The 16,791-nt window shown below is 31.2% G+C and carries 18 protein-coding genes and 1 other RNA gene; 13 read left to right on the top strand and 6 right to left on the bottom strand.

All coding sequences use genetic code 11. From position 1 onward, the window contains the following. Positions 1–191 precede the first annotated feature (191 nt). Positions 192–416, top strand: a complete 225-nt coding sequence (locus tag ACYEKI_RS04395; RefSeq protein WP_459209947.1) for a hypothetical protein — start codon at positions 192–194, stop codon at positions 414–416. A gap of 101 nt (positions 417–517) precedes the next feature. Here ACYEKI_RS04395 and ACYEKI_RS04390 read toward each other — a convergent pair whose 3' ends face one another. Together ACYEKI_RS04390 and ssrA are read right to left on the bottom strand one after the other, a co-directional pair. Next, on the bottom strand, positions 518–862 hold the full coding sequence (locus ACYEKI_RS04390) for a hypothetical protein (RefSeq protein ID WP_459209946.1): 345 nt from the start codon (positions 860–862) through the stop codon (positions 518–520). Between the two features lie 142 nt (positions 863–1,004). Beyond that, positions 1,005–1,405, bottom strand: a transfer-messenger RNA (tmRNA) gene (gene ssrA, locus ACYEKI_RS04385). Positions 1,406–1,514: 109 nt separating this feature from the next. Here ssrA and ACYEKI_RS04380 point away from each other — a divergent pair. The 3 genes from ACYEKI_RS04380 (at position 1,515) to ACYEKI_RS04370 (ending at position 4,626) form a co-directional block, all read left to right on the top strand. Next, positions 1,515–2,723, top strand: a complete 1,209-nt coding sequence (locus ACYEKI_RS04380; protein ID WP_459209945.1) for an NAD(P)-dependent oxidoreductase — start codon at positions 1,515–1,517, stop codon at positions 2,721–2,723. A gap of 23 nt (positions 2,724–2,746) precedes the next feature. Next, positions 2,747–3,556: an orotidine-5'-phosphate decarboxylase gene (gene pyrF / locus ACYEKI_RS04375; RefSeq protein ID WP_459209944.1), complete on the top strand. Its 810-nt coding sequence runs from the start codon at positions 2,747–2,749 to the stop codon at positions 3,554–3,556. A gap of 293 nt (positions 3,557–3,849) precedes the next feature. Beyond that, positions 3,850–4,626 (top strand): helical backbone metal receptor, encoded by a 777-nt coding sequence (locus ACYEKI_RS04370; protein ID WP_459209943.1) that lies wholly within the window; start codon positions 3,850–3,852, stop codon positions 4,624–4,626. A gap of 9 nt (positions 4,627–4,635) precedes the next feature. On the opposite strand, the gene ACYEKI_RS04365 is transcribed toward ACYEKI_RS04370, so the two are convergent. From ACYEKI_RS04365 to ACYEKI_RS04355, 3 genes are all read right to left on the bottom strand, one after another. After that, on the bottom strand, positions 4,636–6,129 hold the full coding sequence (locus ACYEKI_RS04365; RefSeq protein WP_459209942.1) for a right-handed parallel beta-helix repeat-containing protein: 1,494 nt from the start codon (positions 6,127–6,129) through the stop codon (positions 4,636–4,638). 87 nt (positions 6,130–6,216) lie between these two features. Next, entirely contained in the window at positions 6,217–8,613 is a 2,397-nt protein-coding gene (locus tag ACYEKI_RS04360) for a TonB-dependent receptor domain-containing protein (protein WP_459209941.1), read from the bottom strand. Positions 8,614–8,625: 12 nt separating this feature from the next. Further along, positions 8,626–9,471 (bottom strand): DUF5694 domain-containing protein, encoded by an 846-nt coding sequence (locus ACYEKI_RS04355; protein WP_459209940.1) that lies wholly within the window; start codon positions 9,469–9,471, stop codon positions 8,626–8,628. A gap of 222 nt (positions 9,472–9,693) precedes the next feature. On the opposite strand from ACYEKI_RS04355, the gene ACYEKI_RS04350 reads away from it, so the two are divergent. Together ACYEKI_RS04350 and ACYEKI_RS04345 are read left to right on the top strand one after the other, a co-directional pair. Then, on the top strand, positions 9,694–10,734 hold the full coding sequence (locus ACYEKI_RS04350; protein WP_459209939.1) for a sensor histidine kinase: 1,041 nt from the start codon (positions 9,694–9,696) through the stop codon (positions 10,732–10,734). Beyond that, a complete protein-coding gene (locus ACYEKI_RS04345) occupies positions 10,731–11,450 on the top strand; it encodes a LytR/AlgR family response regulator transcription factor (protein ID WP_459209938.1) in 720 nt (239 codons plus the stop codon). The genes ACYEKI_RS04350 and ACYEKI_RS04345 overlap by 4 nt, the downstream gene beginning before the upstream one ends. A gap of 63 nt (positions 11,451–11,513) precedes the next feature. Here the strand turns inward: ACYEKI_RS04345 and ACYEKI_RS04340 are convergent, their stop codons facing one another. After that, the gene (locus tag ACYEKI_RS04340; RefSeq protein ID WP_459209937.1) at positions 11,514–12,230 is read right to left on the bottom strand and encodes a DUF4197 domain-containing protein; all 717 of its coding nucleotides are present in this window, start codon (positions 12,228–12,230) and stop codon (positions 11,514–11,516) included. Between the two features lie 221 nt (positions 12,231–12,451). On the opposite strand from ACYEKI_RS04340, the gene ACYEKI_RS04335 reads away from it, so the two are divergent. The 7 genes from ACYEKI_RS04335 to ACYEKI_RS04305 all read left to right on the top strand — a co-directional run bounded on the left by ACYEKI_RS04335 (position 12,452) and on the right by ACYEKI_RS04305 (position 16,763). Next, the gene (locus ACYEKI_RS04335; RefSeq protein ID WP_459209936.1) at positions 12,452–12,958 is read left to right on the top strand and encodes an RNA polymerase sigma factor; all 507 of its coding nucleotides are present in this window, start codon (positions 12,452–12,454) and stop codon (positions 12,956–12,958) included. 1 nt (position 12,959) lies between these two features. Next, on the top strand, positions 12,960–13,250 hold the full coding sequence (locus ACYEKI_RS04330) for a hypothetical protein (protein ID WP_459209935.1): 291 nt from the start codon (positions 12,960–12,962) through the stop codon (positions 13,248–13,250). Positions 13,251–13,320: 70 nt separating this feature from the next. After that, positions 13,321–13,869, top strand: a complete 549-nt coding sequence (locus ACYEKI_RS04325; protein WP_459209934.1) for a GNAT family N-acetyltransferase — start codon at positions 13,321–13,323, stop codon at positions 13,867–13,869. Between the two features lie 17 nt (positions 13,870–13,886). Further along, positions 13,887–14,423: a GNAT family N-acetyltransferase gene (locus ACYEKI_RS04320; RefSeq protein WP_459209933.1), complete on the top strand. Its 537-nt coding sequence runs from the start codon at positions 13,887–13,889 to the stop codon at positions 14,421–14,423. A gap of 17 nt (positions 14,424–14,440) precedes the next feature. Then, positions 14,441–15,553 (top strand): chromate efflux transporter, encoded by a 1,113-nt coding sequence (chrA, locus tag ACYEKI_RS04315; RefSeq protein WP_459209932.1) that lies wholly within the window; start codon positions 14,441–14,443, stop codon positions 15,551–15,553. Between the two features lie 4 nt (positions 15,554–15,557). Then, a complete protein-coding gene (locus ACYEKI_RS04310; RefSeq protein WP_459209931.1) occupies positions 15,558–15,905 on the top strand; it encodes an arsenate reductase/protein-tyrosine-phosphatase family protein in 348 nt (115 codons plus the stop codon). 6 nt (positions 15,906–15,911) lie between these two features. Then, positions 15,912–16,763: a helix-turn-helix domain-containing protein gene (locus ACYEKI_RS04305; RefSeq protein ID WP_459209930.1), complete on the top strand. Its 852-nt coding sequence runs from the start codon at positions 15,912–15,914 to the stop codon at positions 16,761–16,763. The last annotated feature ends 28 nt before the right edge of the window (positions 16,764–16,791 follow it).

The raw sequence follows: 16,791 nt of genomic DNA, 5'->3' as shown, positions 1-16,791 counted from the left end.
ATATACCTAAAAACTAAAAAAAAACTGCAACTACAGAAATTTAACATATTAAGATAATAGCTTTTGATATAGAGATGATTAACTTTGTTTTTATGTTAAAAAACTGCACTGTTTTACTTCTATTTTTAAGTTAAAAAAAATTGAGGAGTGAAAATTGCTCTATACGATATACAAACCTTAAATCTAGAGCAATGAACAAATTAAAAAACAAAACCGAACTTATTACAACAATTTTAGAAAACACTACAGCATACCATTCTGGAGGAATTATTATAGATAGAAGAGACGATCATATACGATGTTATAATAAACATGAAAAAAGTTTTGAAGCTATACATGTATTAAACTCTCTAGGGGCTTTTCGTGTCAAAATAGAAGCTGACGAAAAAGGACATGTCTATTTAAAGATATGGTAGTTAAATATGCATAATTACTATCAATATATAAAGGAGAGTAATCTCAGATTATTCTCCTTTATATATTAATTATATTTTTTAAATAAGAAATTCTATAAGAATTAGATAGGTTTTCTACGTACCATATAAGAATTAAACTTATGAATAGTATCAGATTGAATTTTCCAATACAAGAGAGGTATACTTAAGGATAGAGTACTAATTGCACCAATAAAAAACCATAAAATTAAAGTAACGAGAATACTAATGCCTAAAGCAACAAATAAAGAAGAGTATTTTATTTCGGCTTTGATATCATTAACATGTTTATTATTCATGCCGTTACATTCTTCGCATTTCAAATCAAGGTGATCTCCGTGTTTCATTTGTAGACTTCCTCTATCGGAAGCTTTAGTGGTAACATTTATTTCTTCTTTACAATGTTTGCAATATGTATATAGTTTCATGATTTAATGATAGATTAGATATTATAAACCTAAAACTAAATAAAATATACTATTAAATTAACTAATGATGTAAAATTATATTCCCCTATTCTTTCCCCTTAAAAACAAAAACCCTCGATAAATCAAGGGTTTACTTATATTCTTGTGGAGTCGGAGGGATTCGAACCCTCGTCCAAACAAGTAACAAAACAGCTTTCTACACGCTTAGTTTTTGTTTAAATTTTCGACCTTAGGAGCGACCAAAAACAGCCAACCTAGAGCTTAGTCTCATTAAGGTTTCAAAATCACATCAAGACACTGTGATTTCTATGTTTACTTTTACGATACCTCTATGTCAATCGCCGTAAACCAAGGCTGTTGGGAGGTATTCTGCTTGTCTACCTTGTAGACCGAGGCACTATCCTACTATGATTCGGATTATGCAGCTAGAGCGTAGTTATTCTCGCCGTTTAAAAAAGTTGAAATATGATATTTACGAGCTGTATCTCAGCGCTCGACGTGCTTACCATTCTATTAATCTCGCTGTCAAAACCAGTCGACCCCAAGTTGTCATGATAATTCCAATCTTTCAGTAAGAATTGGTCGGCAAAGATAATCATATTTATTATATCTTTACCTCATTTTTTAAAACAAAATATATACCAAAATCTAAATGACAACTTTCGCCATAATACAAGAACGTAAAACACCGCCAGATCGTCGTGTTGTTTTTTCGCCAGAAGGCTTACAAAATATAACTAAACAATTTCCTGATACATCAATTAAAGTAGAAACTTCTCCTATTAGAGTTTTTACAGATCAAGAGTATAAAGATGCTGGTTTTGAGGTGGTTGATACGATAGCCGATAGCGAAGTATTATTAGGAGTAAAAGAAGTGCCAATTTCGGCATTGATTCCTAATAAAAAATACTTCTTCTTTTCGCATACCATCAAAAAACAACCATATAATCGTGATTTACTTCGTGCTATTTTAGAAAAAAATATCGAATTATACGACCACGAAGTGATTGTCAATGAAAAAGGAATGCGTTTAATCGGTTTTGGACGTTATGCAGGTATTGTGGGAGCTTATAATGGATTTAGAGCATTAGGGCTTAAAGAAGGCATTTTTTCATTACCTAAAGCAGAATCTCTTGTAGATAAAGCTGCAATGGAGCAAGAGTTAGATAAACTTAATTTACCTAATATCAGGATTGTATTAACAGGTAAAGGTAAAGTAGGACAAGGAGCAAAAGAAATCTTGGATCACCTTAAAATAAAAGAAGTAACGGTAGAGGAGTATTTGACACAAACTTTTGATGAGCCTGTATATGTGAATATCGATGTGCTAGAATACAATAAGCGCAAAGATGGACAGGTGATCGATAAAAAAGATTTTTATAATAATCCAGAGGCTTACGAAAGTGATTTTATGCGTTTTGCAGCGGTAACAGATTATTATATCGCAGGTCACTTTTATGGAGATGGAGCACCGTATATTTTTACTAGAGAAGATGCTAAATCTGATACTTTTAATATTAAGATTGTAGCAGATGTATCTTGTGATATTGATGGGCCAGTAGCGTGTACTATACGTCCTTCTACTATTGCAGATCCTATTTATGGATATGATCCAGTAACAGAAAGCGAAATCGATTATAAAGATCCAAAAGCAATTGTAGTAATGGCGGTAGATAATTTGCCTTGCGAATTACCTAAGGATGCAAGTGAAGGTTTTGGAGAAATGTTTTTAAATCATGTGATTCCAGCATTTTTTGATGGAGATGCAAACGGAATTTTAGAGCGTGCTCGCATGACCAAAGATGGGAAATTAACCGAGCGTTATGCCTATTTACAAGATTATGTAGATGGAAAAGAATAAGTGATACGATAACACACACTATTATGACAACACAACACCTTGTTGAACAAATCAAAAAGAAAAAATCTTTCTTATGTATAGGTTTAGATGTGGATCTTAATAAGATTCCTAAGCACTTATTGGCATGCGAAGACCCTATTTTTGAGTTCAATAAAGCTATTATCGATGCAACACATCATCTCGCTGTAGCGTATAAACCTAATACCGCTTTTTATGAGGCTTATGGTATCAAAGGATGGAAATCGTTAGAAAAGACGATACAGTACCTTAATACAAAGTATCCTGAGATCTTTACTATTGCAGATGCAAAACGCGGAGATATAGGAAATACCAGTAGTATGTATGCCAAAGCTTTTTTTGAAGATTTGGCATTTGATTCGGTTACAGTAGCACCTTATATGGGTAAAGATTCTGTAGAACCATTCTTAGCTTTTAAAGATAAGCATACCATTTTATTGGCCTTAACGTCTAATCAAGGTGCTTTTGATTTTCAGACGCAAACTGTAAATGGTGAAGAATTGTATAAAGAAGTTTTAAAAACTTCAAAAACATGGGAAAATGCTTCGCAATTGATGTATGTAGTAGGAGCGACCAAAGCAGAATACATAGGCGATATTAGAAAAATAATACCAGATAGTTTCTTATTAGTTCCAGGAGTAGGCGCTCAAGGCGGAAGTCTAGCCGAAGTATGTAAATATGGATTAAATGACCAGATAGGATTATTAATCAACTCTTCTAGAGGGATTTTATATGCTTCTAACGATAAAGATTTTGCCGAAGCAGCAGTGGACAAAGCAAAAGAGCTACAAGAACAAATGGCAGCATTAATATAAAAAAATAAGGGATTTGAAATCTAACTTCAAATCCCTTATTCTTTTTACAGAATATTAGTTTAATGGTTGTATGAATTTAAAACGTATTTTGCATACCCAATTAAACCTCTAATAATACTGAAGACAATAAAGCTAATAATAGCTATTGGTAAAATTTTAAGTAAAAGTGTTTCCATAGTAATAATGTTTTATATGTTTATGATTACTTAAATTTAATAAAAAAAATGCGGAAAAACCATAGTTTAAGTTATTAATTTTGAGTGTTTTATAAGTTTGTTGTAATGTAATAGTAAATGTATTTAGAAGATCAATTACATAGAAAGATTAAACTAGCACAAATCCCCAAAAGGATTGTTTCTTTGGTACCATCACAAACCGAATTACTAGTAGATTTAGGATTAGAAGAAGAATTAGTAGGAATTACTAAGTTTTGTGTGCACCCGGAACATTTAAGAAAAGCAAAAAAAATAGTAGGAGGGACCAAAGAAGTTAAATACGATCGTATACAAGCATTACAACCTGATATTATTTTATGTAACAAAGAAGAGAATACTAGGGAGATTGTAACACAACTAGAAAAAGATTTTACAGTTCACGTATCTGATATGTATACTATTGATGATGCCATTACATTGATAACGCAATACGGACTTCTTTTTGATCGAGAACAGCAAGCAACTGTTATCAAGAATAAAATTATAAGCGAATATCAAGATTTTACAAAATCGATAACACAACGACCTATAAAAAGAGTAGCCTATTGTATCTGGAGAAATCCGTGGATGGTAGCTGGTAATACTACTTTTATAGATCATCTATTAACGATTAATAGATTTGAGAACGTTTTTAAGGATCAAGAACGATATCCCGTGATAACCTTAGAAGATTTAAAAGAAAGAGCAGTAGATACCATTTTATTATCGTCGGAGCCATATCCTTTTAAAGAAATGCATATCGAAGAAATAAAGCAAACGCTTCCATCAATTGATATCCAATTAGTAGACGGAGAATATTTCTCTTGGTATGGATCTCGATTGACAAAAGCGTTTAGTTATTTTAGAAGCTTATAAAAACAAGTATTAATTTTCAGGATCTAAATCAATATAATTGCTATCGTGAATATACGTTTCTAATTCTTGACGATAATCAAGAATAGTTTTGTCATCGGCAGATGGTAAACCAACTCCTTTGATACGTTTATTTCCTCCTAGAATATAAGGTTGCATAGTTCCTATAGCACCAGGAGAGTGTTTAGCGTTTATAATTCTATTCCCTCTAACATCCAATAAGATATCTTTTTCCTCACTTAATATTCTAAACGCGTAGTTTTGAGGAGGATTAGTAGAATTTTCAAGTCCATTAGGTCGCGTTTGAGCAAATAAGTTACCAAGAATATTAGCTTGAGAAGTATTTTTTAATAATACATGGGCTCCTATAGGATTTTTATCAGTTATAGCATTTCCGTTTTCATCTGTACCAGCTCTACTGGTATGATGGAAATTATCTTCAAAATAACAACCTTGGATATTGATTTGATTAGCTGTATTAGACCAGATAGCATAACCCGAATTAAATTGAAAAAACGTATTAGAGAAGATAATAGGATTACCTCCAGTACCAATCGTAATAGCCGCAGATGGCGTATCTGGAACTAAGTTTTTACATGCCTCTACGCGACAATGATCCATTTTAAAACCATGACAAGAAATTAAATTCAAGATACTTTGGCTAGCCAGAGTTAAGTGACTATTAGTGATACTAACATTACCAAAACAGCGTTCTAATCGGATTAAGTTTTTACCTCCTTGAAATCTACAATTGTCAAAATGAATAGCATAAGTACATTCTATAGCTGATATTAAAGTTTCAGTAGTCCAAGAACTCGGCTCTCCAGAATTTGAACCTTTTCCAGCAATGGTTAATTCATTAATTTTGATATAATTCCCAAAAGGAGCGCCTTCTGAATTATCTTTTCTAAAATACAGCATATAGTCTAAACCTCCAGAGCTACTATCGGTTAAAAAAGTTCTCGTTGGTCCATATCCTTTGATTTGTACACCGCTAGGGACTGTTAAGGTATCATTGATATAATAATATCCAGTATTTAACTGAACCACTTTTCCGTCAACAAATCGTTTACTTACGTTATATTCTTCGGGACTTATCATTACTGCTTTACCTAATTCTAAAGCAGCTTTAAATGCTTGAGTAGAGTCGATAATGGTGTTACCTCGTTGTAAGCTTTTACCACCAAACCATTCGATATGGATTTCAGGATTTTTTATAATACCATGTAAAGTAGTTTCTGGATGATTAGAAGCGGTGATATCAAAAATGTGCTGAAAAGGTAATTCGGTTTGAATAAAACCATGCCATAATAACTTTCCGTTACCTTCAAAAGCAATTTTTGCACCGCACTCAAAAAATAAAGTTACAGCTTGAGAAGCTCCTATGTTAGGAGAAATATCTGTATCAATTTTGATTGTTTGTCCTTCTGGAATGATTAAGGTTTTGTAAATCCTGTCGTTGATTACTGCTTTTAGATTTGTGTCATTTGCTACAATTAATTTCATGTTATATTTTTTATTGATGAATATTATATTGCAAAAATAAAATAGACTTATCTTGTAATTAAATATATGCAAGACTTTATGCAGTCTTTACAGTCGATTTATTTCATCATTAAGATTACCTTGTTTTACTCTCTTCTTTTTTCCTGATCCAAAATTATAAGTAGCAGTAAGATAGAATCTACGTGCTTCCCATTTATTAACCCAATGCGTTGTTGCGTTGTTTTGAGTAATTGAAGAGCGAAAGAAACTACGATTAAGCACATTATTAGCCTTAAATTGTACTTTGAGTTTTTTATCTAAGAACCATTTTTTTAGGCTTAACGAGAGGTCATAAGAAGGACGTGTATCATAATTACCATAAACACCACCAATATCATAAAAAGTATCCCAAGAAAGCGTCCAATCGTTTTTAAGTTTATGTGTATTGGTTATTCCAGCATTTCCCCCATAACCTTTATTATCAAAAGTTAAACTAGGAATTTCTGAAGTAATACGATTATAATAAGCATTAGCATTAAGATTGATATTCCACCAAGCAAAAAGATCCACAGTTGTAGAAAAAGAAGCTCCTGTTGTTACAGAACTTGCAATGTTGTCTTGAAAAATAGTAGTAATGTCTAGTTCTTGATCATAGCGAATTACATTATAAATGACGTCATTAGAAAAATTAGCATACCCAGAAATCGATGTTGTTTGATTATAGATATAAGTTAATTGAAATGCATTAGAAAACTGTGGCTGTAAATTAGGATTCCCCAAAGACACATTATAAGTATCTATATATTCATAAAATGGATTAAGGTCTAAATATCGAGGTCGGTTTATACGTCTACTATAAGAGGCTTGAAAACTGTGTTTATCAAGACTATGACTGATACTTAAAGAAGGGAAAAAAGCAATATAATTATCTGTAGCTGTCAAACCTCCTGTAATCGATGTCGTTTTATAATCGATATACTCAGATCGTAAACCACCTTGAATATTCCATCGGTCGGTATTCCATGATAAGATACCATAAGCAGCTCCAATAGATTCGGAATATAGCAAATGATTATTAGGGATATCAATCATATTACTAGGATCATCGGCTAAGATCTGATATTGATTATCATAATCATTATGTACATAGCTGTATTTTGCACCTAGTTCTAAGGTGAATTTTTTTAAGAAATTCTTTTTATAATCTATTTGAGAAGTAAAAATATCATATTTGGCAGGGTTATTTTGGAACAGCTCAAAATCATTTTGATAAGTAATATTATCGATAGCATTAAAATAACGATTAAGTGTAGTTCGTGATTTACTATTATTATAATGTGCATAATTCAATTGCACGTTCAGTTCGGTATCCAGACTATCTGATGTAAAATTATAATACAAATTACCTGTGATGTCGTGATTTCTAATATCTCCTTCAATATCCAAAGTAGTATATCTTATAAATTCTTGATTGACAAACTCATTGGTTCTACCTTCGGTAGTTTCGTCACTGATATAATTATTATAATTCCATGAAGAACCTATAGCACTATTATCGTTTATAGTATATTCTGTACCTAAAGAAAAAGTTGTGTTAGAAGATTTAGGAAACCAATCATTAGATTGATCCAGATGTGTTGTGTTTTCACCGTCATGTATATCTTGAAGGATTTCTCTATGGTTAACAGAATTGAAATTGCCGTATTTTGCACTAGCATTAAAACTCCATTTTTTAGTATGCTGGTATAGATTTACACCAATAGAACCTTTATGAAACTCACCATAACCAAGAGAGGTATTGATGTTTCCGGTAAGTCCTTGTTGGTATGATTTTTTTAATTTAATATCTATAACTCCAGCAACACCTTCGGCATCATAACGAGCAGACGGATTGGCAATGATTTCGATAGATTTGATATTTTCGCCACCGATACTTTTTAAAAACTGAGTGAGTTGCTCACCTTTTAGCAAAGAACGCTTTCCGTTTATCATTACCTGCATATTTGGTGTACCTCTAAAAACGATATTCTCATCCTTATCAAGACGTATTCCTGGCATTTTACTAATTACTTCTAGTCCAGAATTACCATCACCTATTCCAGATTGTTCAACATCATAAATAAGTTTGTCACCTTTAAGCGAAACGATTTTTTTCTTTTGTAATATAACAATCTCATCTAGTTCTTCTTCTAATGGCGCTAATGTGATGAGATGCGGAATATCTTGACCTGGAACTAGATGGTCGCTTTTATAACTTTTAAACCCTAAAGCATCAGCTTTGATATACACAGGATTAGTATCAGAAAATGTAAAGCTATATGTTCCAGAAGCATCACTATAGGTATGTTTTAAATACGTATTTGATTGAGCATCAAAAGCAGTTAATAACACTTCTTCTAGTGGAGATCTAGTTGTACCAGTAACGGCACCTGTAATGAGGTATTCTTGAGCAAACAGCGATTGTGAACAACATATAAAAATGCAAAGACGATATAATAGTTTCATAAGTAAAGAGGATTAATTATCTAAAAGAGTTTTTAATGCTACAGTTTTCCATTTAGGATTGAGGTTAATAAATTGTTTTAGGATAGCGATATGGCTTGAACCAAGAAGGATCATGATTTTTTTGTCTTTACCAGTTTCAATACGTTTCTGGATATAAGACCACATCATTAAGTTACGACGGTACCATTCTGAAGCTATAGTTACTCCCGAAATTTGGTCTGTAGTTCCGCCTTGTATAGCTAGGTTTGAATAAAAATTTACATCTCGATTACGATTTTCATCATTGTTGAGGTATAACAATGCATGTTTTAAAGATTGATGTTGTCTAATCATAGCATTATATTCATTTTCCCAAGATTTAAGTTCACCCATAAATTGATCTATAAGTTTATTTTGATTAGCCTTTTTCATTTCACTAATCATCTCTTTAAAAGGAAATTGAGCATCTCGATAATCACAGCCGTAAATTTTTTGATGATTTAGTTTTTTTGCTGTACGAAAAGCCAATTGGTAATCTTCGCTTCTGTGTTTTTCGATAGTGTAATTTTGATCAAAAGAATTATAAATTGAATCTAAGCGAGCTTGTTTAGCGAATGGGTATTCAAAGAAAATCTTATCAGGAGCAAAGGCTGCAATTTGATCAGTGATATAGGCTAATTCTTTTTGAATTTTAGGAGATAAAACATCAAGAACATCTGTTTGAGCTACATCTTGGTTATTTTCGGGATGATAATTTTGAAAATGAAAAGTACCTACTAGAAGGATTTCTAAATCTGTACTAGTATCTTTAGAATCTAATTGTTGTGCATATGTCGAGGTAAATAGAAATACTATAGTTAAGTAAAGTAATTGTTTCATAATAGTGGTTTTTTAATATGAAGCAATAGTAAAGCGAATAGCAGTATCGTTTTTACAGATTATATAAACGTTAATGATTAGCGGACAAATGCTACGAGATTGTGGATGTATTTTTTTGTTGTAGTAAAGTGGTGAGTTGTCCTAAGAAACGATAGGTTTGTCCTAAAAAGTAAAGAGCCCTGATTAAACCCACTATATTTACTTAGTCTAAGATATTTTATAATGAAACTGAATAAAGAATTAAAGTATAATATTATCCTTATCCTAATACTGATCATTATGGATATGGGATGGAATTATGTAACTGAAAATAAATATGCTCCCCTTCAATTTAAATATCCGTATTATTTGATGGGAATATCTTTTAATCTAGTATTTTATGGCGTTATCTATACGCTTAATTATAAGATATTTGCTCCTCGATATTTGTATACCAAAAAGTTTGTACAATACGCAGGAGGGTTTCTGGTTCTATTAATCCTGTTTATGGGAATACGATATGTATTAGATGAAGTACTACTATATAATTTAACTGGAGCTCATAATTATTATATCGATAGTGAAGAATTTAGTAGAAGGTATTTGTTTGATGGGATATATTATACTCTTAGAGCATGTTTGTATAGTAGCTTAGTCTTTTTATATTTTAAAACGTTAAAGACAAGAAATAAAATCCATCAATTAGAGATTGAACATAAAAAAGCAGCATTAAACGTATTGAAATCCCAAATAGAACCTCATTTTTTATTGAATACATTAAATAGTTTTTATGAAGAATTATTTGATACACAACCAGAAACTGCAGAAGGAGTAATGAAGCTTTCACAGTTACTGCAATATGTGACATATGAAACTCAGCATGATGTTTTACCATTAGCAAAAGAGCTTAAATTTTTACAAGACTATATTTACTTTTATAAAAAAAGATTTGAAGATCAATTTGCTGTAGATTTTCAAATACAAGGAGACGTTACCATACAACAAGTACCTTCGTTATTAATGATTCATTTTGTAGAAAATGTATTTAAACATGGAGTGATTAACAATCATAATGATCCAGCTAATATACACATTAAAATAAAGGATACTTTTCTAGAAATAGAAACCTATAATAAAAAGAATACCTCAGAGAAATATATGGAAAAAGGTATAGGAATGAATAATATACAAAAGCGATTAACGCTAATGTATAAAGACAACTATACGATGCATAATGAAGAAACTGAAACACATTTTAAAGCCTATTTAAAAATACCGTTATGAATAAAACAATAAGATGTGTCATTATAGATGACGAACCACCAGCAATACGAATTTTAGAACGGTATATTACAAAAATACCTTTTATGGAATGTATAGCAACATATACAAATCCATTAGAAGTATTAAAAATAGTAGACAATACTGAGATAGATGTGGTTTTTCTAGATATCCAAATGCCAGAATTAACAGGTTTACAATTATCTAAATTATTAAAAACTAATACAAAGATTATTTTTACAACAGCATATCCCCAATATGCAATTGACGGGTTTGAACTTAGTGCTGTAGATTATTTGGTAAAACCAATAGCTTTTGATCGATTTTATCAAGCATGTCTAAAATTGCAACCTAAAGAAGATGAAAAGGTGGCCGTGGAAACAAAAGAAGCTAGTGAGGCATATTTTTTCTTTAAAACAGATGGTAAACACAATTATGTAAAAGTATTTGTATCAGATATATTATATATAGAAGGATTAAAAAACTACCTGGCAGTACATCTCAAAAACGAACAGATCATTATATATAAAACCTTAAAACAACTCAAAGAAGAATTACCAGAGACGAGATTTATTCAAATACATAAATCTTTTATTATAGCACTAGATGTGATAGATAAGATAGAAAATACCTCAGTTTGGATACATGATAATGAACTGCCAATAGGGAATACATATCGCAAAGCCTTTTTTGAAAAGATAGAAGGTAAAAAGGTATAAAAACAAAAACAGCATTCTAATTAATAGAATACTGTTTTTGTTTTTAGTTAAGTTACAGACTTATTATCGCCCATCTTGTAAAGCAAATACTTTACGTAATAGATCTGTAGTACGAGCTCCAATTTTATTACGAATTTCGTTTTCTTCTACAGCAATCATTTTGTAAACCCCTTCTAGTGCTTGTCCTGTAACATAATCTGTTAAATCAGGATTAACTTTTTTAGTAAAAGGTATAGTATTGTATTTAGTAATAATATTCGACCATACTTCTGTAGCACCAACTCTAGCTAGAGAAGTGTTAATAACTGGGCTAAACTTTCCGTAAAGAGCCGTACGCGTTCTACCTGATAAATATTGAGTAGCTGCATCATCACTACCTAATAAGATATTTTTTGCATCGGCAAATGTGATTCCTTTTACAGCATCTACAAAGATAGGAGTTGCTTCTTTTACAGCATCCTCGGCAGCACGATTAAGTACTTTTAAACCTTCATCTGCAAGACTACTTAAACCAATATCACGTAGCGCTTTATCAACTTTTTGTAATTCTTCTGGTAAAGCAATTTTGACCAGTTGATTTTTAAAGAAACCATCTTTTTGTGTCAACTTGGTTACTTGTTTATCAATACCTTTATCCAAAGCTTCTCGCAAACCATTACCGATATCAACATTACTCAATCCAAAGCCACCAGTTTGTTGCGGTAAGTTTTCTGCAATCTGTTGTAATTCGGCACAGCTAGACATTGTGATAACCAATAAAAGCATAAGAAATCTTTTCATAGTATGAGGTTTTAGTTTATAAAACAAAAATACTGTTTTTTCGTGCTAACAAATAAAAATAACACTATTCAAAATATAAAGAAATCGATAAAAGGCAGCTATATCGTACAAGAGTGCAAAATATCTTCATAAAAAATAGGTGAAATAAAAAATAAATCAGAATTCTTGTCATATTTTCATAACCGTTGTCACTAACATATATGAATGAAAGCAGATAAAAGATGCAAAAGCACTCAAAAATTAATTTTGAACAGATACTCGAAGAAAACAAAGGGAGTATTTATAGGATATGTAAGATATATGCAGTTAATCCCATAGAACCTCAGGATCTTTTTCAAGAAGTTGTATATCAATTATGGAAAGCGTTACCAACGTTTAAAGGGAAATCCAAAATCAATACATGGATATATAGTATAGCCTTGAATGTGTGTGGTAGAGCCAATACACGATTTGGTAAAAAAAACTCAAAAACCACGCAATTAGAGGCTATAGAGTTTATACCTAAAGCAGATAATATAGCTCTAGAAGAAGAATTAAAGATAACTGCGCTTAGAGCATGTATAGCTTTATTAAAAGAAGAAGAACGCGCTATTGTAATACTCAGTTTAGAAGGATTGAAGTATAAAGAAATAGGTGAGATTACAGGATTAACAGAAAATCACGTAGCGGTAAAGATGAAACGAATAAAGAAAATACTGCTCCATTGTATAACTCAAAAAATAAAATAAGATGACAGAACAGATAAACAAAGAACCATGGGAAGAGCTAAAAGAAATATGGAATAACTCCACTCAAGGTGAACAAATAAATATTCAATTCTCAAAATTGATAGAAGAATTAAAGCAGGGAACAAGTCAATGGGAAAAAGATGCTATTAAAAAGGATATGGCTATCCTAAAACCTTCGTTGGAATCTTTTAAAAGTAAAGTTTCTTCAAGAGAAAAAGAGCTTATAAATAAAGATTTAAAAATGTTTAATAAGATATTAAAGAAGTGTATGCGATGGTTTAAAAAGAAGTAATAAATATCTAGTAGTGTATTTGAAAAGTAACTATAAGAAATGTATATTGAAAGCTATATAATAGGAGAAAATGAAATACATTTTAACAGGAGAAGAAACAGCACGATTAACTTTTAGAGTATTAAAAAAAGAAGATTTTGAAACTTGGCAACACTTATTCGAAAAAGAAAATGTAGCTGTGTTTTTGGGATTAGACCCAAATAAGAGTGCAAGAGAATTATGTCAGTTATGGTTTAATAAAGTATTTCATCGATATGAAAATGACTTAGGAGGAATGAATGTGCTAATTGATAAAGAAACTAATGCTTTTGTAGGGCAATGTGGCTTATTAGTACAAACAGTAGAGGGAGAAGAACGTTTAGAAATAGGTTATTCGATATTGCCACAATTTTGGGGTAAAGGTTACGCATCAGAAGCAGCAAAGAAATGTAAAGAATATGCTTTTGAACACAATTTTAGCGAATCGTTGATTTCTGTAGTACATATAGATAATATAGGAAGTGAGCGTGTAGCTATTAAAAATGGGATGTCTCTAGAAAAACATTTGGCGTCCTATGACGGAATTCCAGTTAACGTATTTAGTATAAGTAAAACACAATATTTCAATTCGAAAAACTAAAAAATAACAATCAAAAAATGACAAAAGAAACTGATTTTCCACAATTACAAACAGCAAGGTTATTATTAAGAAAACCCACAAAAGATGATGCAAATGCAGTTTTGTTTTTAAGATCTGATACAATTGTAAATCAATATGTAAAAAGAGGACAAACAAAATCTATCGAAGAAGCTGTACAATTCATATCCAAAATAGATCAAGGCTATGTTGATAAGGCTAATATTTATTGGAGTATTAACCTAAAAGATAATCCAGAGATGATAGGATCTATCTGCTTATGGAATTTTTCTGAAGATCGCAAACAAGCCGAAATAGGGTATGATTTAAGTCCGCAATTTTACAATCAAGGAATCATGACCGAGGCTATTGCTACAGTAATAAACTATGGATTTAAAACATTACAATTAGAAGTGATAGAAGCCTATACCAGTTATAAAAACGAAGCTTCGATACGTATATTACAAAAGAATAATTTTAAGTTGATTCCGGATAAAAAGGATAGTGATAATCCAGACAATAGAGTTTTTGGGATTATAAAAGATAATTTACTGTAAATATTATTGATAAGATTATGACCCCATTAAAAGAAGTCTTTACATTGTTTTTTAAATTAGGATGTATTGCTTTTGGCGGACCTGCAGCACATATCGCAATGATGGAAGATGAGGTCGTTACTAAACGACAGTGGATGACACGGCAATATTTCCTAGACATGATCGGAGCTACAAACCTTGTTCCTGGACCTAATTCAACACAAATGACTATGCATTGTGGTTATGTAAGAGCAGGCTGGGCAGGATTATGGATCGGGGGATTAGCATTTATCACCCCAGCAGTATTTTTTACGTTATTATTGGCGATGGTTTATAGTCATTATGGAACAGTACCAGCCATTGCTCCATTTTTTTATGGGATCAAACCAGCTGTGATAGGGATTATTTGTAATGCCTCTTATAAACTAGGAAAAAAAGCCTTTAAAACATGGCAACTTATAATAATCGGAATTATAGTTACAGGATTATCTTTATTAGGTATAGATGAGTTTATGCTTATTATAGGTAGTGGATTATTAGGCATGCTATGGCTTATGCTGCAACAACAAAATAAGACAGTAGTATTTTTTACACCTTTGTTATGGTTATTAAAACCGATAAGTATACAGAGTAGTACTTCGATTTTCTTTTATTTTCTTAAAATAGCATTGATTCTTTTTGGGAGTGGATATGTTTTAATAGCTTATATCGATGCAGAATTGGTAGAAAACTTAGGATGGCTTACTAAAAATCAGCTTTTAGATGCTATAGCAATGGGGCAATTTACGCCAGGACCAGTATTAACAACATCAACTTTTATAGGGTATCAGCTCAATGGTATATCTGGAGCTTTATGGGCTTCGTTAGGGATGTTTTTACCTTCTTTTTTCTTAGTTGGATTATTAGTGAAACTTATACCGCTTTTGCGAAAGTCAAAGTTGTTGAGTCATTTCTTAGAAGCTGTTAATGCAGGAGCAGTAGGTATTATGATTGCTGTGAGTTTAAAATTGGGATACCAGATGATTTTTGACTGGAGAGCTATAATACTAATGCTTTTGAGTATAGTAATAAGCTTTGGATATAAAAAAGTAAGTCCGTTATGGATCATATTAGGAGGAAGTATTATAGGATATGGATTGCAATTGATATAAAAGAATGAACAATATATTATTTATTTGCTCAGCCAATAAGCAACGCTCTAAAACTGCAGATGATTATTTCTCATCTAGATATGTTGATCAATTTCTATTTGATTCAGCAGGAACTAATTTAAAAATATGCCATAAAGAAGGTACAAATCCTTTAACTGAAGAATTAGTAAAATGGGCTGATTTAATTTTAGTAATGGAAAAAAGACATAAGAAATTAATCAATTCTCAAACTAAAGAAAAATATGATTTTAAGATAAAGGTGCTTAATATTCCAGATCGATTTAAGTATTACCAAAAAGAATTAATTCAGTTATTAGAAGAAAAAGTTATACCATATCTTGAAAATTTTTAAGAAATCATGAAAAAAATTGAAATACGACAACTTATAACATCCAATCAAGTAGATGAAGAGTCTTATTTCAATATAGATAAAGTCGAATCCTTATTGCAAGGACAACCCATGACTCAAAAACTGCATAGGCATGATTACTATTATCTTTTATTGTTAGAACAAGCAACAGGTGTACATGAGATAGATCTTAAATCCTATAAGATATGCGCACAAGACTTTTATATTATAAAACCAGGGCAAGTACATCAAATTTCACTCGACGCTAATAGTAAAGGATATATGTTGCATTTCAAAAAAGAATTCTTTGCAGCAAACTATCCTTTAATACAAACTATATTACAATCAGTAACTGTGACTAATTTATATGAATTAGAAAAAATACCATTTCAAAACATTAAAGCTAAGTTAGAAGCTATTTATCTAGAATTTACCCAAAAACCAAAAGCATATACAACAGCAATCAAAGCCAATTTAAAATTGTTATTTATTGAACTACTTAGAATAAAAGAAGATACACAAGAAAAAGAAAAATCATACGATCGAGAACGATTAGAAAAACTATTACAATTAATAGAAACACAGAGTACTACAAAAAAACAAGTAAAGCAGTATGCAGCATTGATGCATATGACACCATACCAACTCAATAGTATGACTAAGAAAATGCTTGGAAAAACATGTTCTGATGTTATTAATGAATATATCATACTTGAAGCCAAAAGATATCTTCTTGCAACAACGAATAAAATCAATCAAATAGCACATCATTTGGGATATGAAGATGTCTCGTATTTTATTAGATTCTTTAAAAAACATACGAACTATTCTCCAGAAGACTTCAGAAAGAACTTTAATTAAGTACTGTAAAACTTAAAAATTGTCCTAC

It is taken from the genome of Aquimarina rhabdastrellae, from assembly GCA_947387485.1.
Classification (GTDB): Bacteria; Bacteroidota; Bacteroidia; order Flavobacteriales; family Flavobacteriaceae; genus Aquimarina.
This window is presented reverse-complemented; position numbering and strand designations above follow the sequence as displayed.